Annotated in this window: 19 protein-coding genes; 6 read left to right on the top strand and 13 right to left on the bottom strand. The window is 72.3% G+C overall.

All coding sequences use genetic code 11. The features are described from left to right. The first annotated feature begins 25 nt into the window (after positions 1-25). Together QWZ14_RS21415 and QWZ14_RS21410 are read left to right on the top strand one after the other, a co-directional pair. On the top strand, positions 26-1,702 hold the full coding sequence (locus tag QWZ14_RS21415; RefSeq protein WP_290318929.1) for a M3 family oligoendopeptidase: 1,677 nt from the start codon (positions 26-28) through the stop codon (positions 1,700-1,702). Between the two features lie 29 nt (positions 1,703-1,731). Further along, positions 1,732-2,547: an amidohydrolase family protein gene (locus QWZ14_RS21410; RefSeq protein WP_290318928.1), complete on the top strand. Its 816-nt coding sequence runs from the start codon at positions 1,732-1,734 to the stop codon at positions 2,545-2,547. 13 nt (positions 2,548-2,560) lie between these two features. Here QWZ14_RS21410 and QWZ14_RS21405 read toward each other — a convergent pair whose 3' ends face one another. Then, positions 2,561-2,779: a hypothetical protein gene (locus QWZ14_RS21405; protein WP_290318926.1), complete on the bottom strand. Its 219-nt coding sequence runs from the start codon at positions 2,777-2,779 to the stop codon at positions 2,561-2,563. A gap of 157 nt (positions 2,780-2,936) precedes the next feature. Between QWZ14_RS21405 and QWZ14_RS21400 the strand changes: the two genes are divergently transcribed. Beyond that, positions 2,937-3,902: a Bug family tripartite tricarboxylate transporter substrate binding protein gene (locus QWZ14_RS21400; RefSeq protein WP_290318924.1), complete on the top strand. Its 966-nt coding sequence runs from the start codon at positions 2,937-2,939 to the stop codon at positions 3,900-3,902. 5 nt (positions 3,903-3,907) lie between these two features. Here QWZ14_RS21400 and QWZ14_RS21395 read toward each other — a convergent pair whose 3' ends face one another. The 3 genes from QWZ14_RS21395 to trxB form a co-directional block, all read right to left on the bottom strand. Further along, complete coding sequence (locus QWZ14_RS21395; protein ID WP_290318923.1) at positions 3,908-4,882, bottom strand: Bug family tripartite tricarboxylate transporter substrate binding protein; 975 nt, start codon at positions 4,880-4,882, stop codon at positions 3,908-3,910. Between the two features lie 317 nt (positions 4,883-5,199). Further along, on the bottom strand, positions 5,200-6,087 hold the full coding sequence (locus QWZ14_RS21390) for a LysR family transcriptional regulator (protein WP_290318921.1): 888 nt from the start codon (positions 6,085-6,087) through the stop codon (positions 5,200-5,202). Between the two features lie 2 nt (positions 6,088-6,089). Beyond that, positions 6,090-7,067 (bottom strand): thioredoxin-disulfide reductase, encoded by a 978-nt coding sequence (gene trxB, locus QWZ14_RS21385; RefSeq protein ID WP_290318920.1) that lies wholly within the window; start codon positions 7,065-7,067, stop codon positions 6,090-6,092. A gap of 179 nt (positions 7,068-7,246) precedes the next feature. Here trxB and QWZ14_RS21380 point away from each other — a divergent pair, with 179 nt between their 5' ends. Beyond that, positions 7,247-7,726, top strand: a complete 480-nt coding sequence (locus tag QWZ14_RS21380) for an Lrp/AsnC family transcriptional regulator (RefSeq protein WP_290318919.1) — start codon at positions 7,247-7,249, stop codon at positions 7,724-7,726. Positions 7,727-7,922: 196 nt separating this feature from the next. Here QWZ14_RS21380 and QWZ14_RS21375 read toward each other — a convergent pair whose 3' ends face one another. From QWZ14_RS21375 to carA, 9 genes are all read right to left on the bottom strand, one after another. Continuing rightward, the gene (locus QWZ14_RS21375; RefSeq protein WP_290318918.1) at positions 7,923-9,152 is read right to left on the bottom strand and encodes a threonine ammonia-lyase; all 1,230 of its coding nucleotides are present in this window, start codon (positions 9,150-9,152) and stop codon (positions 7,923-7,925) included. A gap of 82 nt (positions 9,153-9,234) precedes the next feature. Beyond that, positions 9,235-9,708 carry a transcription elongation factor GreA gene (gene greA, locus QWZ14_RS21370; RefSeq protein WP_290318916.1) on the bottom strand — a complete coding sequence of 158 codons (474 nt, stop codon included), beginning with the start codon at positions 9,706-9,708 and terminating at the stop codon, positions 9,235-9,237. Between the two features lie 238 nt (positions 9,709-9,946). Next, positions 9,947-13,192: a carbamoyl-phosphate synthase large subunit gene (gene carB, locus QWZ14_RS21365; RefSeq protein WP_290318914.1), complete on the bottom strand. Its 3,246-nt coding sequence runs from the start codon at positions 13,190-13,192 to the stop codon at positions 9,947-9,949. Between the two features lie 14 nt (positions 13,193-13,206). Further along, positions 13,207-13,497, bottom strand: a complete 291-nt coding sequence (locus QWZ14_RS21360; RefSeq protein ID WP_290318912.1) for a hypothetical protein — start codon at positions 13,495-13,497, stop codon at positions 13,207-13,209. Beyond that, positions 13,494-13,754 carry a hypothetical protein gene (locus QWZ14_RS21355; protein ID WP_290318910.1) on the bottom strand — a complete coding sequence of 87 codons (261 nt, stop codon included), beginning with the start codon at positions 13,752-13,754 and terminating at the stop codon, positions 13,494-13,496. The genes QWZ14_RS21360 and QWZ14_RS21355 overlap by 4 nt, the downstream gene beginning before the upstream one ends. After that, positions 13,754-14,386: a LysE family translocator gene (locus tag QWZ14_RS21350; protein WP_290318909.1), complete on the bottom strand. Its 633-nt coding sequence runs from the start codon at positions 14,384-14,386 to the stop codon at positions 13,754-13,756. Before QWZ14_RS21350 ends, QWZ14_RS21355 begins: the two co-directional genes overlap by 1 nt. Positions 14,387-14,389: 3 nt before the next feature. Continuing rightward, positions 14,390-15,157: an SDR family NAD(P)-dependent oxidoreductase gene (locus QWZ14_RS21345; RefSeq protein WP_290318908.1), complete on the bottom strand. Its 768-nt coding sequence runs from the start codon at positions 15,155-15,157 to the stop codon at positions 14,390-14,392. Positions 15,158-15,183: 26 nt separating this feature from the next. Then, the gene (locus tag QWZ14_RS21340; RefSeq protein WP_290318906.1) at positions 15,184-16,293 is read right to left on the bottom strand and encodes a hypothetical protein; all 1,110 of its coding nucleotides are present in this window, start codon (positions 16,291-16,293) and stop codon (positions 15,184-15,186) included. Beyond that, positions 16,290-17,741 (bottom strand): glutamine-hydrolyzing carbamoyl-phosphate synthase small subunit, encoded by a 1,452-nt coding sequence (carA, locus tag QWZ14_RS21335; protein WP_290318904.1) that lies wholly within the window; start codon positions 17,739-17,741, stop codon positions 16,290-16,292. The genes QWZ14_RS21340 and carA overlap by 4 nt, the downstream gene beginning before the upstream one ends. Positions 17,742-17,872: 131 nt before the next feature. Between carA and QWZ14_RS21330 the strand changes: the two genes are divergently transcribed. Then, complete coding sequence (locus QWZ14_RS21330; RefSeq protein WP_290318902.1) at positions 17,873-18,334, top strand: GatB/YqeY domain-containing protein; 462 nt, start codon at positions 17,873-17,875, stop codon at positions 18,332-18,334. Positions 18,335-18,343: 9 nt separating this feature from the next. Further along, the gene (gene dnaG, locus QWZ14_RS21325; protein ID WP_290318900.1) at positions 18,344-20,233 is read left to right on the top strand and encodes a DNA primase; all 1,890 of its coding nucleotides are present in this window, start codon (positions 18,344-18,346) and stop codon (positions 20,231-20,233) included. Positions 20,234-20,289: the final 56 nt, after the last annotated feature.

The following is a 20,289-nucleotide window of genomic DNA, read 5'->3' as shown; positions in this document are numbered from 1 at the left end:
CTCGGCCCCCCGGAGCCCTTCGCGCATGACCGAACCCCGCTTCGACGAACTCTCCTTCGCCACCCCGACGCGGGAGGGTCTGGCCGCCAGCTACGGCTACCTCCACGCCCGGCTCGATGCCGGGGAGGTGGCCGCGGCGCTGGCCGCCTGGGATGCGCTGCGGCGCGACTACGACAGCTGGTCGGCGCTGGTGCACCTGCGCTTCGCCCAGGACACGGCGGATGCCGAGGCCAAGGCCGCCCGCGAGTACAGCGACGCGCTCTCGCCCGAGGCGACCGGCCATGAGGTGGCGCTGAAGCGCCGCCTGCTGGGCCTGGCCGACCGGGCCGGGCTCGAGGCCCTGGCCGGCGCCCATGCGCTGCGGCTCTGGGAGATGGACATCACCACCTTCGACCCGGCCATCGCCGAGGACCTCGAGGAGGAGGCGAAGCTCACCGCCCGCTACACCGCGCTGATGGCCTCGGCCAGGCTCGAGATCGACGGCCGGACCATCAACCTCGCGGGCCTCGCGCCCTATGCCGAGGACCCGGACCGGGCCAAGCGCCACCAGGCCGAGGCGCTGCGCTGGGACTTCTTCGCCGGACACGGCGCCGAGCTCGACGAGATCTACGACCAGCTGGTCGCGCTGCGCCACGGCATGGCGCTGAAGCTGGGCTACGAGAATTACATCCCGCTCGGCTACCGCCGCATGCGCCGGGTCGACTACGACGCCGCCGATGTCGCCCGCTACCGCGACCAGGTCGCCGAGCATGTCGTGCCGCTGGTGGCGAAGCTGCTGGAGGCCCGCCGCCGCCAGCAGGGCTGGGACAGGCTGCACGCCTGGGACGAGGCGCTGATCGACCCGGCCGGCAATCCCAAGCCGATCGGCGACCACGACGTGCTCGTGGCGGCGGCGCAGGAGATGTTCGAGCGCATGGATCCGCGCCTCGCCGGCTTCTACCGGCTGATGAACGAAGGCGGCTTCCTCGACATGAAGAACCGCCCGGGCAAGGCGGGGGGCGGCTTCTGCACCAGCTTCCCCTCGGCCGGCGTGCCCTTCATCTTCGCCAATTTCAACGGCACCCATCACGACATCGGCGTCTTCACCCATGAGATGGGCCATGCCTTCCAGAATTGGGAAAGCCGCTTCCAGCCCGGCATCGACTACCTCTGGCCGACCATGGAAGCCGCCGAGATCCACTCCATGGGCCTCGAATTCCTGACCCATCCGCACATGGACCTGCTGGTCGGCGCCGAGGCCGCCGAGCGCTTCCGCCGCATGCACCTCGAATCCTCGCTCGCCTTCCTGCCCTACGGCGTCTGCGTCGACCACTTCCAGCACGAGGTCTATGCCAACCCGACGGCGACCCCGGCCGAGCGCCACGCCATCTGGCAGCGGCTGGAGCGGCGCTACATGCCCTGGACCGACTACGGCGACCTCGCCTACCCCGCCAAGGGCGGCCGCTGGCAGGCCAAGCAGCACATCTACAACTCGCCGCTCTACTACATCGACTATACGCTGGCGCTCTGCTGCGCCCTGCAGTTCTGGGTGAAGGCGCGGGAAGATGCACCGGCGGCGCTGGCCGACTACGTCGCCCTGTGTGGCCGTGGCGGCGCCGCGCCCTTCCAGGCCCTGGTCGCCTCCGCCGGGCTGGTCTCGCCCTTCGCGCCCGGCGCGCTGGAGGCGGTGGTGCGGGAGGCGGAGGCGATGCTCGCCGGCTGAACGGCGGCACGACCCCGGGGGGGACACCGATGAAGATCGTCGATGCGCAGATCCATATCTGGTCGCAGGGCATGCCCTCCGGCCTGCACCGCAAGGTCGCCTCCTTCACCGCCGAGGAGGCGCTGGCCGAGATGGACGCGGCCGGCGTCGACGCCGCGCTGATCCACCCGCCGGCGAGCTGGGACCCGGATTCCAACGCCCAGGCGGAGGCGGCGGCCAGGGCCTACCCGGAGCGCTTCGCGGTGATGGGCCAGTTCCCGCCCGACGATCCGGCGCAGCGCCACCTGATCCGCGGCTGGCGTGCCCGGCCCGGCATGAAGGGCCTGCGCTGGGCGCTGCTCGCGCCGGAGCAGCAGGCCTGGCTGCGGGACGGGACGCTCGACTGGCTCTGGCCGGCGGCCGAGCGGGAGGGCCTGCCGGTCGCCACCATGGGCGGGCTCTTCCTGCCGGAATTCCGCCGGATCGCCGAGGCGCATCCCGGCCTCAAGCTGATCCTCGACCATTGCGGCCTGGTCCGCACCGGCCGGGACGCGGCCGCCTTCGCCCAGCTCGATGAACTGATGGCGCTGGCGAAGCTGCCCAATGTCGCGGTCAAGGCGACCGGGGCGCCGCACTACTCGACCGAGCCCTATCCCTACCGCAACCTGCACGACGGGCTGCAGCGGATCTTCGACGCCTTCGGCCCGGAGCGCTTCTTCTGGGGCACCGACATCACCCGGATGCCCTGCAGCTACCGGCGCTGCGTGACCTTCTTCACCGAGGAGCTGCCCTGGCTGCGCGGCCGCGACCTGGAGCTGGTGATGGGCCGCGGCCTCTGCGACTGGATCGGCTGGGACCTGCGCTAGCCGGGGCGCCGCGTCACCGCCGCGGCCGGCCGCCCGCGGGGCCAGGGGCGGGGCCAGGGGCGGGGGCCGCCTCCGCCGCCCGCAGCTCCTCGGCCCGGTCCTGCCGCGGCCGGCACTGGCGGAAATGCTCCGGGCTGCACTGCGCCTGCTTGCAGCTCAGGCAGAGGTCCATCGCCTCCGGCACCGTCTCCACCAGGTGCCGGCGGACGAAATCCTGGAAGTGACTGACCATGGCCTGCATCCCGAGTGAGGCGGGCAGGGTGGCGGATGGCGGACGAGCCGGGTTTGCGCCGGATCAACCCCGCTTTACAGCAATGCGTGAGCGGCGGCGGCGGCGGCCGCCGCCGGGGCGGATTTGCCAGCGGCCGGCCGCTGCGGGAGCATGCGGCATGCACCGTCGGTCCCTGCTCGCCACCCCCCTCCTCCTGCCCGGCCTCGCCCGGGCGCAGCCCGCTTGGCCGGCCCGGCCGGTCCGCGTCATCGTGCCCTTCCCGCCGGGGCAGGCGACCGACATCATGGCCCGGCTGCTGTCCGAGCAGCTCGGCCAGCGGCTGGGCCAGCCCTTCGTCGTCGACAACCGGGCCGGCGGCGCCGGGCTGCCGGGCATGGAGCTGATCGCCAAGGCGGCGCCCGATGGCCATACCCTCGGGATGGCCAGCTCCGGGCCGCTCAGCATCAACCCCGCGGTCATGGCGAAGCTGCCCTACGACGTGGAGCGGGACTTCGTCCCCATCGCCCTGGTCTTCACCACGCCGCTGATCGCGGTGGTGCATCCCGGCGCCGGGATCGAGTCCCTGGCCGCGCTGGTGGCCCGGGCCAAGGCGGCGCCGGGGCAGCTCGACTATGCCTCGGGCGGGCCTGGCAGCTCGTTGCACCTGGCGGCGGAGGCCTTCTGCCAGCAGGCCGGGATCAGGCTGAACCACATCCCCTACCGCGGCTCCGCCCCGGCGATGACCGACCTGATCGCCGGCAACGTGAAGCTGATGTTCGACAGCCTGGCGGCGGCGCTGCCGCATATCCAGGGCGGCCGGGTGAAGGCGCTCGGCGTCACCTCGGCCGCGCGCATGCCGCAGCTGCCGGAGCTGCCGACCGTCGCCGAGGCGGCCGGGCTGCCAGGCTTCGAGGTGCTGGGCTGGGCCGGGCTGATCGCCCCGGCCGGCACCCCGGCGCCGGTGGTGGCTCGGCTGGCGGCGGCGGTGCTGGAGGCGGTGCGCGGCGCCCCGATGGCGGCCCGGATCATCGACCAGGGCGCCACCCCGGCGCCACTGGGGCCGGAGGAATTCGGCGGCTTCATCCGCAGCGAGCTTATCAAGCTGCGGGCCGTGGCCCAGGCGGCGGACGTCCGCCTGGACTGAGCCGGCTATTCCTTGGCGAGGCCGGACTGGCGGACGAACTCGGTCCATTTCGCCACGTCGGCGGCGATCAGCCGGCCCATCGCCGCCGGCCCGCGGGCTTCGGCGGGCGGGATGCTGCTGGCGAGCTCGGCCAGCCGCCGCTGCAGGTCGGGGTCGCGCAGCGCCGCCTCGAGCGAGTCGTGCAGCCGGGCGATCGCGGCGGCCGGGGTGCCGCGCGGGGCGGCGAAGGCATTCCAGATGACCATGTCGAAGCCGGGGACGCCGCCCTCGGCGAAGGTCGGCACATCCGGCACCTGCGGGATGCGGCCGGGGCCGGCGACCGCCAGGGCGAAGGCCTGGCCGCCCCGGTGCGCCGGGATCATCGTCACGGTCTGGTCGATGACCGCATCCACCACCCCGGCGGCCAGGTCGTTCATCGCCGGGCCGGAGCCGCGATAGGCGACCAGCGTCGCCTGCAGCCCGGTCAGGTGCAGCAGGAAGCCCGGGGCGAGGTGGCTGGTGGTGCCGAGCCCGGCGGTGCCGAAGCTGAGCCGCCCCGGCTGCCGGCGGAAGCGGTCGAGCAGGGCAGGCAGGCTGCGGATGCCGCTCGCCGGGCTGGCCGCCAGCACCATCGGCACCTCGGCGACGACGCCGACCGGCGCCAAGTCCCGCCGCGGGTCGAAGCCGCTGTCAGGGTTCAGCGCCATGCCGGCGGCGAGCACGCCCATGTTGCCGAAGACCAGCACATGCCCGTCCGGCTCCGCCCGGGCGGCCCGCTGCAGCCCGATGAGGCCGCCGGCGCCGCTGACGTTCTCCACCACCACGCCGCGCTGCAGCGCCGGGGCCATGGCCTGGGCGAAGAAGCGCGCCAGCGCGTCCAGCGTGCCGCCGGGGGCGGAGGGGACGATGACGGTGACGGTGCGCTGGGGGAATTCCTGGGCCCGCACCGGGCCGGCGGCGAGGGCGAGCAGGACGAGGCTGGCGAGACGCAGGCGGCGCATGGACGGGATCCCCCATTCGCCCGGCTCTGCGGCCGGGGTTCGGGCGGCATCCTGCGGCGCCGCCCGCCTCGCGCCAAGGGGAAGGCGTTGCCTGGCGCGCCCGAGCCATGGCCCGGGCAAAAGAAAGGCCCGCTAACCCATTGGGTTAGCAGGCCGAGGTAAACAGGGAGGCTTCACGTCTGGGAGACGAAGGAGTCCGGGCCAAGGCCCGAAACCCTCTTCCAACGCAGTACGTCGGAACGAGACGTAGCTTATGCCTCCTGCCGCTATGCAGCATTGATGAAAGCCGCCACCACCCATGCGCAGGTTGCATGAAACTAATGTCCGGCCAACTCGGCCACCAGGAAGTCGCGGAAGACCGAGACCCGCTTCGAATGGCGCATCTCCTCGGGGTAGACGAAATAGGCATCCAGCCGCGGCGCCTTCAGCTCCGGCAGCACCTGCAGCAGCCCGTCCAGGTCGCGGCCCATGTAGTCCGGCAGGGCGGCCAGGCCGAGCCCGCTCTGGACCGCCCGCAGCATGCCGGTGAGGCTGTTCACCTCGACCGCGGCGCGGCGGGCGGAGCCGGGGCGGCGGCCGGCCTCGGCCAGCCAGTTCACCTCGTCGATCGGCGGCCGGTGGTCGCCCCAGCAGATGATCCGGTGGGCATCCAGCTCCTCCGCCCGGGACGGGATGCCGGCGCCCTTGAGGTAGCCGGGGGCGCCGCAGACCCGCCAGCCGAAGCTGGCCAAGTGCCGCTGGATCAGGTCCGGCTGCTTCGGCGGATGCATCCGGATGGCGACGTCGGCCTCCCGCATCGCCAGGTCGAGGTCGCTGTCGTCGAGCAGCAGGGTGACGCTGACCTCGGGGTAGAGGGCGAGGAAGCGCGCCAGCCGCGGCGCCAGCCAGGTGCTGCCGAAGCCGGTGGTGCTGGTGACTTTCAGCCGCCCGGCCGGGCGTTCCCGGCTTTCCGTCAGCAGCGCCTCGGTCATCGCCAGCTTGGCGAAGACCTCCCGCACCGTGCGGTTCAGCGTCTCGCCCGGCTCGGTCAGGATCAGCCCGCGGGCGTGGCGGTGGAAGAGGGGAACCTGCAGCGCCTCCTCCAGCGCCTGGATCTGGCGGGATACCGCGGATTGGCTGAGGTTCAGCGTCTCCCCGGCATGGGTGAAGGAGCCTGCCTCGGCGACCGCGTGGAAGACGCGGAGCTTGTCCCAGTCCAGCGGCATGCCTAGGTCCAGGCTTCGACGGCGGGGGCGTCGGCCGGCATGTGGGCCAGCCACTTCTCCGCCTCGAGCGCCGCCATGCAGCCGGTGCCGGCGGCGGTGACCGCCTGGCGGTAGATGCGGTCCTGGACGTCGCCGGCGGCGAAGACGCCGGGGATGCTGGTGCGGGTGCTGCCCGGCTCGGTCACGACATAGCCTTCCCCATCCATCCCGAGCTGGCCGCGGAACAGGGCGGTGGCCGGGTCATGCCCGATGGCGACGAAGACCCCGTCCACCGCCAGCTCCCCGGCGGCGCCGGTCCGCGCATGGCGGGTGGCGATGGCGCGGACGGCGGGGAAGCGGCCCTCGGTGCCCAGGACTTCCTGCACCACCGTATCCCACAGCACGGTGACGTTCGGCCTGGCAAAAAGCCGCTCCTGCAGGATCCGCTCGGCCCGGAAGCTGTCGCGGCGATGCACCACGGTGACGTGGCGGGCGAGGTTCGAAAGGTACAGCGCCTCCTCGACCGCGGTGTTGCCGCCGCCGATGACCGCGACCGCCTTGCCGCGGAAGAAGAAGCCGTCGCAGGTGGCGCAGGCCGAGACCCCGAAGCCGGACAGCGCCTGCTCCCCGGGGATGCCGAGCCAGCGGGCCTGGGCGCCGGTGGCGATGACCAGCGATTCGGCGAGGTATTCGTCGCCGCTGTCGCCGGTGGCGCGAATCGGCCGGGCGGCGAGATCGATATGGGTGATGACGTCCTGGATGATCCCGGCGCCGACGTGCTCGGCCTGGGCCTTGAACTGCTCCATCAGCCAGGGCCCCTGCACCGGGCCGGCGAAGCCCGGGTAGTTCTCCACCTCGGTGGTGATGGTGAGCTGGCCGCCGGGCTGCATCCCGGCCACCAGCAAGGGTTTCAGCCCGGCGCGGGCGGCGTAGATGGCGGCGGTGTAGCCGGCGGGGCCGGCGCCGAGGATGAGCAGGCGCGTGCGGTGGGTGCTGGGCACAGGTCGATTCCCGATAGCCAGAGTGGGGGACAGGTTGGGCCGGCATATTTGTCCCGGGAGGGCCCGCCACAAGCGCAACTTTGCAGGCGCGGCGACGATGGCCTTCCATGCCTTGCGGCGGCGGCCCGCTGCAATGATATTGCGCCGAGGGCCGGACCGCCGCAACGAATCACGGGACCATGACCATCGAGACCGACGCATCCCTGGACGAGGTGGACCGCCAGATCCTGGCCGAGCTGCAGGCGGATGGCCGCATGACCAACGTGGAGCTGGCCCGCCGGGTCGGGCTCTCGGCGCCGCCCTGCCTCCGGCGGGTGCGGCGGCTGGAGGAGGAGCGGATCATCCGCGGCTACCACGCCGACCTCGACCCGGTGGCGCTGGGCTACGAGATCACCTTCTTCGCCCTGGTCGGGCTCGAGAGCCAGAAGGAGGCGGTGCTGCGGGCCTTCGAGCAGATGGTGCTCGGCTGGCCCGAGGTGCGGGAGTGCCACATGATCCGCGGCGGCGGCGACTTCCTGCTGCGGCTGGTGGCGCGGGACACCGCGCATGAGAACGCCCTGACCTCCCGCCTCACGGCGGTGGAGGCGGTGGCGCGGGTGCAGACGCTGCAGACCATCCGCACCTCGAAGGACGAGGGCGGCGTGCCGGTGGCGGTCTGAGCCTCCCTCAATTCGGCTCAAATCCGCTCAATTCCGCTCAATTCGGTAAAATTCCGGCCAAGCCTGGCCGCCCAACCCTCTGATTTCCCTCTGCTTCCGGCGCCGGAATTTTAGAATTGAGGGATTTGACCGGTCACGGCCAAGCGGCGCCACCGGACATTATTCCTATAACAGAACGGAACGCCGGCGGCAAGCCTCAGCCGCGGCGCACCTCGTACTGCCCGGCCTCGAGCGCGGCGATGATCGCGTTGCCCTGGACGGTGTCGCGCACCTCGATCATCAGCTCCAGCTCGGCCGATTGCACCGAGGGGGCGGCAAAGAGACGCTGGTGGCTCACCTCGATGACGTTGCCGCCGGCCGCCGCCACCCGGGTGGCGATGTCGGCCAGCACCCCCGGCCGGTCCGGGATGCTGAGGTGCAGGCGGAGGATCCGGCCGTCCCGCAGCAGGTTGCGCAGCAGCACGTTGGCCAGGATGCGGGCGTCTATGTTGCCGCCGCAGATGACGGTGCCGACGCACCGCCCGGCGAAGCGCTCGGGGAAGGCGAGGAGGGCGGCGAGGCCGGTGGCGCCGGCGCCCTCGGCCACCAGCTTGGCGCCCTCGGCCAGCAGGGCGATGGCCTGCTCGACCGCCCGCTCCGGCACCACCAGCACCTCGATGCCGAGCCGCTGCAGCTGGGCCAGCGGGACCTCGCCGATGTCGCGGACGGCGATGCCCTCGGCGATGGTCGGGCCGCCGACCGAAACCGGCGTGCCGGCCAGCCGCTGCGCCATGGCGGGGTAGCCCTCGACCTCGACGCCGAGCACGGCGATGTCCGGCCGCAGCTCGCGGATCGCGCCGGCGCAGCCGGCCAGCATGCCGCCGCCGCCGACCGGGAAGAGCATGGCCTGCAGCGCCGGGGCATCCTCCAGCATCTCCAGCGCCAGGGTGCCCTGTCCCGCGATGACCGCGGGGTCGTCGTAGGGGTGGACGAAGACCAGCCCCTCGGCCAGCGCCAGGGCATGCGCATGGGCGGCGGCCTCGGCCAGGGTCTCGCCCTGCAGCACCACCCGGGCGCCCCAGGATTCGGTGCGCACCACCTTGGTCGCCGGGGTGAAGCGCGGCATGACGATGGTGGCGGCGATGCCGGCCAGCGCGGCATGGCGGGCGACCGCCTGGGCATGGTTCCCGGCCGACATGGCGACGACGCCGGCCCGGCGCTCGCGCGGGGTCAGCAGGGCGATGCGGTTGGCGGCGCCGCGCTCCTTGAAGGCGCCGGTCGGCTGCAGATTGTCGAGCTTGAGGAAGACCCGGGCGCCGGTGGCGCGGGAGACGGCATCCGATTCGATGGTCGGGGTGCGCAGCACGGCGCCCTGGATGCGGGCGGCGGCGGCGCGCACGTCGGAGAGGCGCACCGCCGTGTCGGGCGGGCCGGCGGGGGGTGTCATCGGTCGCGGCGCTTGGCGTTCATCGCTGCGCCTTACCGCGCCGGGCCGGGGCTGGCGAGCCCCGGCCGGCGCGGGGCGGGCCTCAGGTGTAGCGGACGCCGGTGATCTCGTAGGCGCGGGCGCCGCCGGGGGCGGGGACCTCGACGCTGTCGCCGACCTTCTTGCCGATGAGCGCCTTGGCCAGCGGCGAGGAGATGGAGATGGAATGCACCTTCATGTCGGCCTCGTAGGCGCCGACGATGCGGTAGGTCTTGGGCTCCTCGGTCTCCTCGTCGACCACGGTGACGCGGGCGCCGAATTTCACCTGGTCGCCGGAGAGCTTGGAGACGTCGATCACCTCGACCGCCGGGATGATGGTCTCCAGCTCGGCGATGCGGCCCTCGATGAAGGACTGGCGTTCCCGGGCGGCATGGTATTCGGCGTTTTCCGAAAGATCGCCGTGGGCGCGCGCCTCGGCGATCGCGCGGATGACCGCGGGACGCTCCTCGGCCCGCAGCACCTTCAGCTCTTCTTCCAGCCTCGCCAGACCTTCCGCGGTCATGGGGAACTTCTGCACGGCTAGCCCTTCCCTTGAGCGTATCGAAGCGGAGTGTGCGCGGTCCGCCGCCGCGAATGCGACTAAAAAAACGCCCGGGCCAGAAACGCGGGCGCGCACCGTCGGTAGGCCCATCCGGGCCGGATACTCGCGGCCAGGATGGGGAATGTAAACACGGATACCCGGCCGGCGGTTCCGACCCGCCGGGCCGCCCTTTGGGGGGCGGCTGGCAGGCCTTTGCTGGAGCCCGCGGCCGGGGTCAGAACGAGCGGTTAAAATAGGACTGCAACGGGGCCACATCAAGGGTGCCGGCCCGCAGCGCGGCGATGGCATGCACCGCCGCCCGGGCGCCGGCCGCCGTCGTGTAGTGCGGCACGCCGTGGGTGAGGGCGGAGCGGCGGATGTCGAAGCTGTCGGCCACCGACTGCCCGCCGCCGGTGGTGTTGATCACCAGCTGGATGTCGCCGGACTTGATGGCATCGACGCAATGCGGCCGGCCCTCCAGCACCTTGTTCACCACCTCGCAGGCCAGGCTGGCGTCGCGGATGCGCCCGGCGGTGCCGCGGGTCGCCAGCACGGTGAAGCCCATGTCGTTGAGCCGGCGGGCCAGCACCACGGCGGCCGCCTTGTCGCTGTCCTTGACCGAGAGGAAGACCGTGCCGGCCAGCGGCAGCTTCACCCCGGCGCCGAGCTGGGCCTTGGCGAAGGCCCGCTCGAAGCTGCTGTCCAGCCCCATGACCTCGCCGGTCGACTTCATCTCGGGGCCGAGGATGACGTCGACGTTGGGGAAGCGATTGAAGGGGAAGACCGCCTCCTTGACCGCGACGTGGCGGTTGATGGCGCTGTCATCGAGGTCGAAGGTAGAAAGCCGCCGCCCGGCCATGACCAGGGCGCCGATCTTGGCGACCGGCACGCCCGTCGCCTTGGCGACGAAGGGCACCGTGCGCGACGCCCGGGGATTGACCTCGAGGACGAAGATCTCGTTGTCCTTGACCGCGTACTGCACGTTCATCAGCCCGCGGACCTTCAGCGCCCGGGCCATGGCCTCGGTCTCGGCCTTCAGCTCGGTGATGATGGCCGGCGAGAGCGAGTAGGGCGGCAGCGAGCAGGCGCTGTCGCCGGAATGGATGCCGGCCTCCTCGATGTGCTCCATGACGCCGGCGACATAGACCTCGCCATCCTCGTCGGCGACGCAGTCGACGTCGACCTCGATGGCGTCGGCCAGGTACTGGTCGATCAGGATCGGGTTCTCGCCGGAGACCTTCACCGCCTCGATGCCGAAGCGCATGAGCTGCTCGCGGTTGTGGGCGATCTCCATGGCGCGGCCGCCGAGCACGTAGCTCGGGCGGACCACCACGGGGTAGCCGATGCGCTCGGCCTCGACCGCGGCCTCCTCCAGGGTGCGGGCGGTGCCGTTCTGCGGCTGGCGCAGGCCGAGGCCCCGCAGCAGGATCTGGAAGCGCTCGCGGTCCTCGGCGATGTCGATCGCCTCGGCGCTGGTGCCGAGGATGGGGATGCCGGCCCGGGCCAGCGCCTGGGAGAGCTTCAGCGGGGTCTGGCCGCCGTACTGCACGATGCAGCCGAGCAGGGTGCCGTTGCCCTGTTCCTTGCGGATCAGCGAGAGCACGTCCTCGGCGGTCAGCGGCTCGAAGTACAGCCGGTCGGAGGTGTCGTAGTCGGTGCTGACGGTCTCCGGGTTGCAGTTGACCATGATGGTCTCGAAGCCGGCCTCCTTCAGCGCGTAGCAGGCATGGACGCAGCAGTAGTCGAACTCGATCCCCTGGCCGATCCGGTTGGGGCCGCCGCCGAGGATGATGATCTTGTCCCGCGCGGTCGGCCGGCTCTCGCAGTCCGGGGTGCCGAAGCCGCCCTCGTAGGTCGAGTACATGTAGGGCGTGTCGGAGGCGAATTCGCCGGCGCAGGTATCGATCCGCTTGAACACCGGCTGCACGTCGAGCGAGAGGCGATGCGCCTCGACCGCCAGCTCGGTGACCCCGGCGAGCTGGCCGAGGCGGCGGTCGGAGAAGCCGAGCGCCTTGAGGTTGCGGAGCGTGGTCGGCGTCCGCGGCAGGCCCTCGGCCTGGACCACCCGCTCGGCGGCGACGATCTTCTCGACCTCGCGGAGGAACCAGGGATCGAAGCGGGTGGCGGCGGCGATCTCGGCGACCGACATGCCGGCGCGCATGGCCTGGGCTGCCATGACGATGCGGTCGGGGCAGGGGGTCGCCAGCGCCGCGTGGAAGGCCTGGGCGCTGCCGTCGCCGGGGGCGGGGATCTCATCGAGGCCCGAGAGCCCGGTCTCGAGGCTGCGGAGGCCCTTCTGCAGGGCTTCCGCGAAGCTGCGGCCGATCGCCATGGCCTCGCCCACCGACTTCATGCTGGTGGTCAGCGTCGCCGGGGTGCCCGGGAATTTCTCGAAGGTGAAGCGCGGGATCTTCACCACGACATAGTCGATGGTCGGCTCGAAGCTGGCCGGCGTCACCATGGTGATGTCGTTGGTGAGCTCGTCGAGCGTGTAGCCGACCGCGAGCTTCGCCGCGATCTTGGCGATGGGGAAGCCGGTCGCCTTGGAGGCCAGGGCGCTGCTGCGGGAAACCCGCGGGTTCATCTCGATGATGACCATGCGGCCATCGGCGGGGTTGATGCCGAACTGGACGTTGGAGCCGCCGGTGTCGACGCCGATTTCCCGCAGGCAGGCGATGCTGGCATCGCGCATCCGCTGGTATTCCTTGTCCGTCAGGGTCAAGGCCGGGGCGATGGTGACGCTGTCGCCGGTATGGACGCCCATGGCGTCCAGGTTCTCGATCGAGCAGATGATGATGCAATTGTCCGCGGTGTCGCGGACCACCTCCATCTCGTATTCCTTCCAGCCGAGGACGCTCTCCTCGACCAGCACCTCGGTGGTCATCGAGGCCTCGAGGCCGGAGGCGACGATCTGCTCGAATTCCTCGCGGTTGTAGGCGATGCCGCCGCCGGTGCCGCCGAGGGTGAAGCTCGGGCGGATGACGCAGGGCAGCTTGACGAGGTCGAGCGCGGCGCGGGCCTCGTCCATGGTGTGGGCGACCGCGGATTTCGGGCTCTCGATGCCGATCTTGGTCATGGCGTCGCGGAATTTCAGCCGGTCCTCGGCCTTGTCGATGACCTCGGCCTTGGCGCCGATCAGCTCGCAGCCGTATTTCGCCAGCACCCCGGCCTCGGCCAGCTTGAGGCTGGTATTCAGCGCGGTCTGCCCGCCCATGGTCGGCAGCAGCGCGTCCGGGCGTTCCTTGGCGATGATCTTCTCGACCATCTCGACGGTGATCGGCTCGATGTAGGTGGCATCCGCCAGCCCGGGGTCGGTCATGATGGTGGCGGGGTTCGAGTTCACCAGGATGACGCGGTAGCCCTCGGCCCGCAGCGCCTTGCAGGCCTGGGCGCCGGAATAGTCGAATTCGCAGGCCTGGCCGATGACGATCGGGCCGGCGCCGATGATGAGGATGGACTTGATGTCGGTGCGTTTCGGCATGGGGAGACCTCCGGTCAGGCGGCGCGGCGGGGAAGGGCGGCCCAGGCGAGCAGGGCCAGCAGGATGGGCAGGTGCAGCAGGAGCTGCAGCGGGGCGGCAAACAGGGTGGCTTCGACGGCGGCCCGCGGCGCCACCGCGATGCCGATGGCCAGCGAGGCCAGGGCGAGCTGGGCGACGACCGAGAAGGCCGGGCCCAGCAGCGCCGCCAGCAGCCGCGGCCGGCCGCGCCGGCGCAGCGCGACGCAGGCCAGCAGCGACAGCAGCGTGCCGATCAGCCCGGTGACGAGCGTCGAATGCAGGATCACGGCCGCTGGAACCGGGTGGCGATCAGCAGGATGGGCACGAAGAGCAGGTGCGGCAGCAGCCAGAACAGGCTGAGGGTGAACCAGCGGTCCGGCTCGGTGCCGAGGAAGGTGCTGGCGGCATGCACCACGGCCGAGATGGCGAAGGCGACCAGCACCGCCCGCGGTGCCGGCATGATCTTCCGCAGCGCATGCGCGAGCGTCGCCAGCACCAGGCCGGAATAGGCGAGGGCGAGGATGACCAGGGCGGGGAAGGGCATCAGGCTCTGCTTTCCGTCGCCAGCTTCAGCGCCAGCAGCCCGAGTGCGGCGCCGAGCACCCAGCGCTGCACCGCCATCCAGCCCGGCCGCGTCCCGAGGAAGCGGGCGGTGCCGGCGGCGCCCCAGACCAGCAGCGCGTCGAAGGCGGTGCAGATGGCGATCTGCACCGCGCCGAGGACGGCCGCCTGCAGGAAGGGCGAGCCGCGCGCCGGGTCGAGGAAGGGCGGCAGCACCGCCATGTAGAACAGCGCCACCTTGGGGTTCAGCGCGGCGGTGGCGGCGCCGACCGCGAACAGCCGCCCGGCCGGCTCGCGCGGCATCGCCCGCGGCGCGAACAGCGGCTGGCCGCCGGGACGCACGCATTGCCAGGCGAGGAACAGCAGATAGGCCGCGCCGCCCAGCCGCAGGATGTCCCAGGCATGGGGGATGGCGAGCAGCGCCGCGGTGATGCCGGCCGCCGCCGCCAGCATGATGGCGAGCGAGCCCGCCTGGCAGCCGAGCAGCGAGACCATGCCCGCCCCGGTCCCCTGCGCGAGCGAGCGGGAGACGAGGTAGAGCATGTTCGGCCCCGGCGTCAGGGCGAGGCCGAGCGACAGGGCGGCGAAGACCAGCAGGGCGTCGGCGGAGGGCACGGCTCAGCCGTGGACCGAGAAGCCGCCGTCCACCGGGATGGCGACGCCGGTGACGAAGGCGCTGGCATCCGAGCCGAGGAAGGCGGCGATGCCCTCGAAATCCGCCGGCGAGCCCCAGCGGCCCTTGGGCGTGCGGGCCATGACGTTGTCGTTGAGCCCGGGCATGTCGCTGCGGGCCTTGCGGGTCAGGTCGGTGTCGATCCAGCCCGGCAGGATGCAGTTCACCGTGATGCCGTCGGCCGCCCAGGCGACGGCGAGCGACTTGGTCAGCTGCACCACGCCGCCCTTCGAGGAGGCATAGGCGATGTGCAGCGGCAGGCCGAAGATCGACAGCATGGAGCCGTTGTTGATCACCCGCCCATGGCCGCCGGCCTTGAGGTGCGGATGCGCCGCCTTCGAGGCCAGCATGGCGCTGGTCAGGTTGGTGGCGATGACCTTGTGCCAGTCGGCGAGGTCGTAGGCCTCCGGCCGGTTGCGGATGTTGATGCCGGCATTGTTCACCAGCACGTCGAGCCGGCCGAAGCGGGCGACGGTGGTCGCGACCATGGCATTGATGCTGGCCTCCTCGGTGACGTCCACCACCACGGCATCGGCCTCGGCGCCGAGCGCCTTGAGCTCGGCGACGGCGGCGGCGTTCTTCGCCGCGTCGCGGCCGGCGACCATCACCGCGGCGCCGGCCCTGGCCAGGCCGCGGGCGAAGCCGAGGCCGATGCCGCCGTTGCCGCCGGTGACGAGGCCGACGCGGCCGGTGAGGTCGAAGCTGGTCTGCATGGCTGGTTCGCTCCCGCCTTGGTGGGTCATGAGGACGCGGCCCGGCTGGCGTCCAGGGCGCGGTGGGCAAAGCGCCAGTTGGCGAAGGCGCTGCCCGCCGCATGGGCCAGGTTGCGCTCGGCCTGCAGCATCACCGCATGCGGGGCCAGGGCGGCCCGGTGCTGGTCCGGCGTCGGGGCCGCGGCGGCCAGCGCCAGCACCGCGTCGACGATGCCCTCCAGCCGGAAGGCCTCCAGCCGCCCGGGCGCATGGCTGGCGGCGGCCGCGGCCGCCGCCGGGTAGCCGGTCATGATCTCGGCCTGGATGGCGGCGGCCTCGAGCCGGCGCCCGCAGCAGAGGCCGCTGAAATTGCGCTCGGCCACGGCCGCGAAATTGGCGTCGAGCAGCCAGCCCGGGCCGCCGAAATGATCGTAGACATAGGCGGCCCGGCGCGAGCGCAGGGCATAGGGCACGGTCTTGCCGATGCTGACCACCGCATCCGCCCAGGCCAGGTCGGCCGGGGTGACGCGGCTGTCCCGCACATCCCCGCCCAGGCCGCGGTGGCTGACCGCGACGCCGGCGGCGCGCAGCAGGGCGCAGGCCTCCAGCAGCTCCGGCGGGGCGTGGTTCGAGACCAGCAGGATCCGGGCGGGCGCCGCCGCCGGGGGCGGGGCCGGCTGCTCGAAGGCGGCCGGGGCGGCGTTGCGGAACATGCGGATGCGCCCGTGCGGCAGGCCGCCGGCGGCGACCCGCTCGACCGCGCGTTCCGAGGTCACCAGGAAGGCGCCGCCCAGCAGCCCCTCGGCCACAACGCCGGGCTGGGCGAAGCTCCAGTCGCGGTCGAGATGGGCGAAGGCAAACAGGGTCCGCGGGGCCTCCTCCGGCGCCGGCGCGTAGTCCATCACCGCCTCCATGCGGTTCTGGATCCAGACCAGGTCGTAGCCGAGCGGGCGCGCCGCGGCGGGGTCGTGCAGCAGCCCCAGCCCGGCCTGGCGTGCCATGGCCTGCATCGGGTCGGCCATCGACCAGGCCAGCAGGTCGCAGGCCCAGCCGCGGCCGAGCAGCTCCTCCGCCAGTTCCAGCAGGACCAGCTCCGAGCCGGCCACCACCGCGAATTCGGCATTGGCCAGCAGCGCGCGGGGCTGCCGACCGCTCATGCCTTGTGCTGTTCGATCAGGTCGACGAAGCGGTGGAAGAGGTAGTGGCTGTCGCTCGGCCCCGGCGAGGCCTCCGGGTGGTACTGCACCGAGAAGGCCGGGCGGTCGGTGGCGGCGAGGCCCTCGTTCGAGCCGTCAAAGAGCGAGACATGGGTGATCCGGACGGTGTCCGGCAGGGTCTTGCCGTCCACCGCGAAGCCGTGGTTCTGGCTGGTGATCTCGACCTTGCCGGTGGTCAGGTCCTTCACCGGCTGGTTGGCGCCGCGGTGGCCGCGGTCCAGCTTGTAGGTGGTCCCGCCGAGCGCCAGGCCGAGCAACTGGTGGCCGAGGCAGATGCCGAAGATCGGCACGCCCTTGGCCAGCACGCCCTGGATGGCGGGCACCGCATAGGCCCCGGTCGCCGCCGGGTCGCCCGGGCCGTTCGAGAGGAAGACGCCGTCGGGGCCGTGGCGGAGGATCTCCTCGGCGGTCGCGGTCGCCGGCACCACCGTCACGTCGAGCCCGGCGGCGGCGAGGCAGCGGAGGATGTTGCGCTTGGCGCCGTAGTCGACCGCGACGACCTTGTGCTTGGCCGCCGTCTGCCGGCCGAAGCCGTCCGGCCAGGCCCAGGTGGTCTCGTCCCAGCCGTAGGATTGCCGGCAGGAGACCTCCTTCGCCAGGTCCATGCCCTCGAGCCCGGCCCAGCCGGCGGCCTGGGCGCGCAGCGCGGCGAGGTCGAAGGCGCCATCGGCGGGGAAGCAGAGCACGCCGTTCGGCGGGCCGCCGTCGCGGATGCGGAGCGTGAGCGCCCGCGTGTCGATGCCGGCGATGCCGGGCACGGCGTGGGACTTCAGCCAGTCGTCCAGGTGGCGGGTGGCGCGGTAGTTCGCGGGCTCGGTCAGGTCCTGCTTGACCACCAGGCCGCGGGCGAAGGGGGTGGTGGCCTCGAGGTCCTCGGCATTGGCGCCGACGATGCCGATCTGCGGGAAGGTGAAGGTGATGATCTGCCCGGCATAGGAGGGGTCGGTCAGCGTCTCCTGGTAGCCGGTCATGCCGGTGTTGAAGCAGAGCTCGGCGACCGGGGCGGCGCCCGCCGGGGTGAAGGCGCCGAAGCCGCGGCCCCAGAAGACGCTGCCGTCGCCGAGCACGAGGCAGGCGGTCGCGCCGTCAGGCGCGCGGAGCTGATCCTGGCCATCGGGCACCTGGTCTGGGGTAGCGTCGGGCTGGGGCATGGTCGTCTCCGCAGGAGGTTCCGGGCTGCCGGCCGGGGCGCTGGTCGCGGCCCCGACCGGTGCCCCTGGCAGGTCGTTCAGTCCGAGGCCGGTGGCGGCGAGGATGGCCGGCCAGTGGCGGGGCGGGATGGCCCGGGCCTGCCGCCACTTGCGCACCGCCTCGGTGCCGATGCCGCAACGCGCCGCGGCGGCCTCCGGGCCACCGAGCAAGGCGATGATATCTTCGACCGTCCGCATGGCCAGAACATGTGGGAAAGCATTTCCCAATGCAAGCCCGGCCCGGGATTGGGAAAAAACTTCCCAGGCGCTTCCCTTCCCATGCTACAGCGCCCACCCTTTTTTGTCTCGCCGACCACCCGGAGGGCCCCATGGCCGACGATCTGCGCAGCCGCTTCACCGAGGCGATGAAGGCTTCCATGCTGGCCAAGGACGCGCCGCGGACCTCGGCCATCCGCATGGTCATGGCCAAGCTGAAGGATGCCGACATCGCCGCCCGCCCGGCCGCCGAGCGGGTGCCGGACGAGCAGATCGTCGCCATGCTGCGCGGCATGGTCAAAAGCCGGCGGGAGAGCGCCGAGATGTACGCCCAGGGCAAGCGGCCGGAGCTGGCGGCCAAGGAGGAGGCCGAGATCGCGGTGATCGAGGGCTTCCTGCCGCAGCAGATGGACGCGGCGGCGACGGAGGCGGCGGTCGCCGCGGCGGTGGCCGAGGCGGGTGCGACCGGCATCAAGGAGATGGGCAAGGTGATGGCGGTGCTGCGGGCGCGGCATGCCGCCAGCCTCGACATGGCCAAGGCCGGGCCGCTGGTGAAGGCCGCGCTCGGCGGGTAGAATGCGGCCATGGCCCTGCCGCCCGCCTTCCTCGACGAGCTGCGCGCCCGGACCCCGCTGCACGGGCTGATCGGGCGCAAGACGCGGCTGGTGCGGAACGGCCGGCAGTGGAAGGGCTGCTGCCCCTTCCACAACGAGAAGACCCCGAGCTTCTACGTCTACGACGACCACTTCCACTGCTTCGGCTGCGGCGCCCATGGCGATGCCATCAGCTTCGTCATGCAGACCGAGGGCGCCGCCTTCCCCGAGGCGGTGGAGCGGCTGGCCGGCGAGGCCGGGCTCGAGGTGCCGAGGGCAACGCCCCAGGCGGCCGAGCGGGAGCGCCGGGCGAAGGACCTCCATGGCGTCTGCGCCGCGGCCGAGGCCGCCTTCCGCCGCCGCCTGACGCTGCCGGAGGGGCGGGAGGCGCTGGCCTACCTGCGCCGCCGGGGCCTCAGCGAGGCGACCATCGCCCGCTTCGGCCTGGGCTGGTCCGGCGAGGGGCGCGGGGCCCTGGCCGCCGACCTCAAGGGCGAGGGGATCACGCCCGAGCAGCTCGTCGCCGCCGGGCTGATGAAGCCGCGCGACCCCGACCGGCCGGAGGCCGGCGTGGTCGACATGTTCTTCAACCGGGTGATCTTCCCGATCCGCGACCGCCGCGGCCGGACCATCAGCTTCGGCGGCCGCATCCTCGGCGACGGCCAGCCGAAATACGTCAACGGCCCGGAGACCGAGCTGTTCTCCAAGCGCCGCAGCCTCTACGGCCTCGACCTGGCGCGGGAGGGGGCCTTCCGCGGCGGCCCGGTGGTGGTGGTCGAGGGCTACATGGATGTCATCGCCCTGCACCAGGCCGGCTTCTCCGGGGCGGTGGCGCCGCTCGGCACCGCGCTGACGGCCGAGCAGCTCGAGGCCCTGTGGCAGGTCTCGCCCGAGCCGGTGCTCTGCTTCGACGGCGACGCGGCGGGGGTGAAGGCGGCCGGGCGCTCGGCCGAGCTGGCGCTGCCGCTGCTGGCACCCGACCGCAGCCTGCGGCTGGCGACCATCGCCGGCGGCGAGGACCCGGACACGCTGGTCGCCAAGGGCGGGCCGGCCGCCTTCCAGGCGGTGCTGGACGCGGCCAGGCCCCTGTCGGTCGCGCTCTACGACCTGCTGGCCGGGGCGAGCCCGCCGGCGACGCCGGAGCAGCGGGCCGGCTTCCGCAACCGGCTGGAGGAGGCGGCGAAGGCCATCCCGGACCGGGCGCTGGCGGCGGAGTACAAGCGGGCGCTGCTCGACCGCTTCTTCGCCTCCGGCCGCGGCGCCCGCCCGGCCTTCGCCCCGGGGGGCAAGCCGCGCCCGGCCTGGACCCCGGGCAAGGGGCGGGGCCGGCCGGGCGAGCTGTCCAGCATCGCCGGGCTGCAGCGGGTGGCGATCGACCAGCCCGGCATCCGGCTGGAGCGGGCCCGCAACCTGCTGGCCATCCTGGTCCGCCACCCCGCCATCCTGCCGGAGGTGGAGGAGGCGCTGGGGGCGCTGGACCTGCCCGCGGGGGAGTGCCAGGTGCTGCGGGCCGCACTTCTTCGCTGGCTGCATGTGGCGGACGTCCTTGACTCGCAGGGCCTGATGGACCACCTGCGGCAGGCTGGGCTGGAGTCTCCCCTGGCCTGGGCGGTGCGGAGCATGGGCCTGTCCCAGGCAGCGCACCCGGAGGCCCAGCCGAAGGATGCCATCGACGGCTGGTGGCACTTCTTCGGGTTGCTGCGAGGCGAGGCGGAACTGGTCGAGGATCGGGCCGAGGCGCAAAGGATGCTGGTGGAAACCAATGATCCCATCGCGCAGCAGCGCCTCATCCGCCTGCAGGAAGCGCTGAACGCGCTTCGCGGCGGCGAAGCCGACCAGCCGGGCGAGCCGGCAGCGGCCCCGACGGGGCACATAGGTTAGGTGGGTTTGCAGGGGTGTCCCGGGTCCGGGCCGCCTCGCGCGTTTATGGAGCTGAG

The organism is Paeniroseomonas aquatica, assembly GCF_030409335.1.
GTDB lineage: Bacteria > Pseudomonadota > Alphaproteobacteria > Acetobacterales > Acetobacteraceae > Belnapia > Belnapia aquatica.
The sequence above is the reverse complement of the archived record's forward strand: the minus strand, read 5'-3'. Positions and strand labels throughout refer to the sequence as shown.

What these genes read in the sequence shown, in the direction of transcription:
- QWZ14_RS21395 (WP_290318923.1), bottom strand. Translation starts at nt 4,882, where the DNA reads ATGCGCCGCCTGCGTCTCGCCAGCCTCGTCCTGCTCGCCCTCGCCGCC.
- carB (WP_290318914.1), bottom strand. Translation starts at nt 13,192, where the DNA reads ATGCCGAAACGCACCGACATCAAGTCCATCCTCATCATCGGCGCCGGC.
- QWZ14_RS21355 (WP_290318910.1), bottom strand. Translation starts at nt 13,754, where the DNA reads ATGCCCTTCCCCGCCCTGGTCATCCTCGCCCTCGCCTATTCCGGCCTG.
- QWZ14_RS21405 (WP_290318926.1), bottom strand. Translation starts at nt 2,779, where the DNA reads ATGGTCAGTCACTTCCAGGATTTCGTCCGCCGGCACCTGGTGGAGACG.
- QWZ14_RS21380 (WP_290318919.1), top strand. Translation starts at nt 7,247, where the DNA reads ATGACCATCGAGACCGACGCATCCCTGGACGAGGTGGACCGCCAGATC.
- QWZ14_RS21330 (WP_290318902.1), top strand. Translation starts at nt 17,873, where the DNA reads ATGGCCGACGATCTGCGCAGCCGCTTCACCGAGGCGATGAAGGCTTCC.
- carA (WP_290318904.1), bottom strand. Translation starts at nt 17,741, where the DNA reads ATGCGGACGGTCGAAGATATCATCGCCTTGCTCGGTGGCCCGGAGGCC.
- dnaG (WP_290318900.1), top strand. Translation starts at nt 18,344, where the DNA reads ATGGCCCTGCCGCCCGCCTTCCTCGACGAGCTGCGCGCCCGGACCCCG.
- QWZ14_RS21345 (WP_290318908.1), bottom strand. Translation starts at nt 15,157, where the DNA reads ATGCAGACCAGCTTCGACCTCACCGGCCGCGTCGGCCTCGTCACCGGC.
- QWZ14_RS21340 (WP_290318906.1), bottom strand. Translation starts at nt 16,293, where the DNA reads ATGAGCGGTCGGCAGCCCCGCGCGCTGCTGGCCAATGCCGAATTCGCG.
- QWZ14_RS21375 (WP_290318918.1), bottom strand. Translation starts at nt 9,152, where the DNA reads ATGACACCCCCCGCCGGCCCGCCCGACACGGCGGTGCGCCTCTCCGAC.
- QWZ14_RS21400 (WP_290318924.1), top strand. Translation starts at nt 2,937, where the DNA reads ATGCACCGTCGGTCCCTGCTCGCCACCCCCCTCCTCCTGCCCGGCCTC.
- QWZ14_RS21390 (WP_290318921.1), bottom strand. Translation starts at nt 6,087, where the DNA reads ATGCCGCTGGACTGGGACAAGCTCCGCGTCTTCCACGCGGTCGCCGAG.
- QWZ14_RS21410 (WP_290318928.1), top strand. Translation starts at nt 1,732, where the DNA reads ATGAAGATCGTCGATGCGCAGATCCATATCTGGTCGCAGGGCATGCCC.
- QWZ14_RS21415 (WP_290318929.1), top strand. Translation starts at nt 26, where the DNA reads ATGACCGAACCCCGCTTCGACGAACTCTCCTTCGCCACCCCGACGCGG.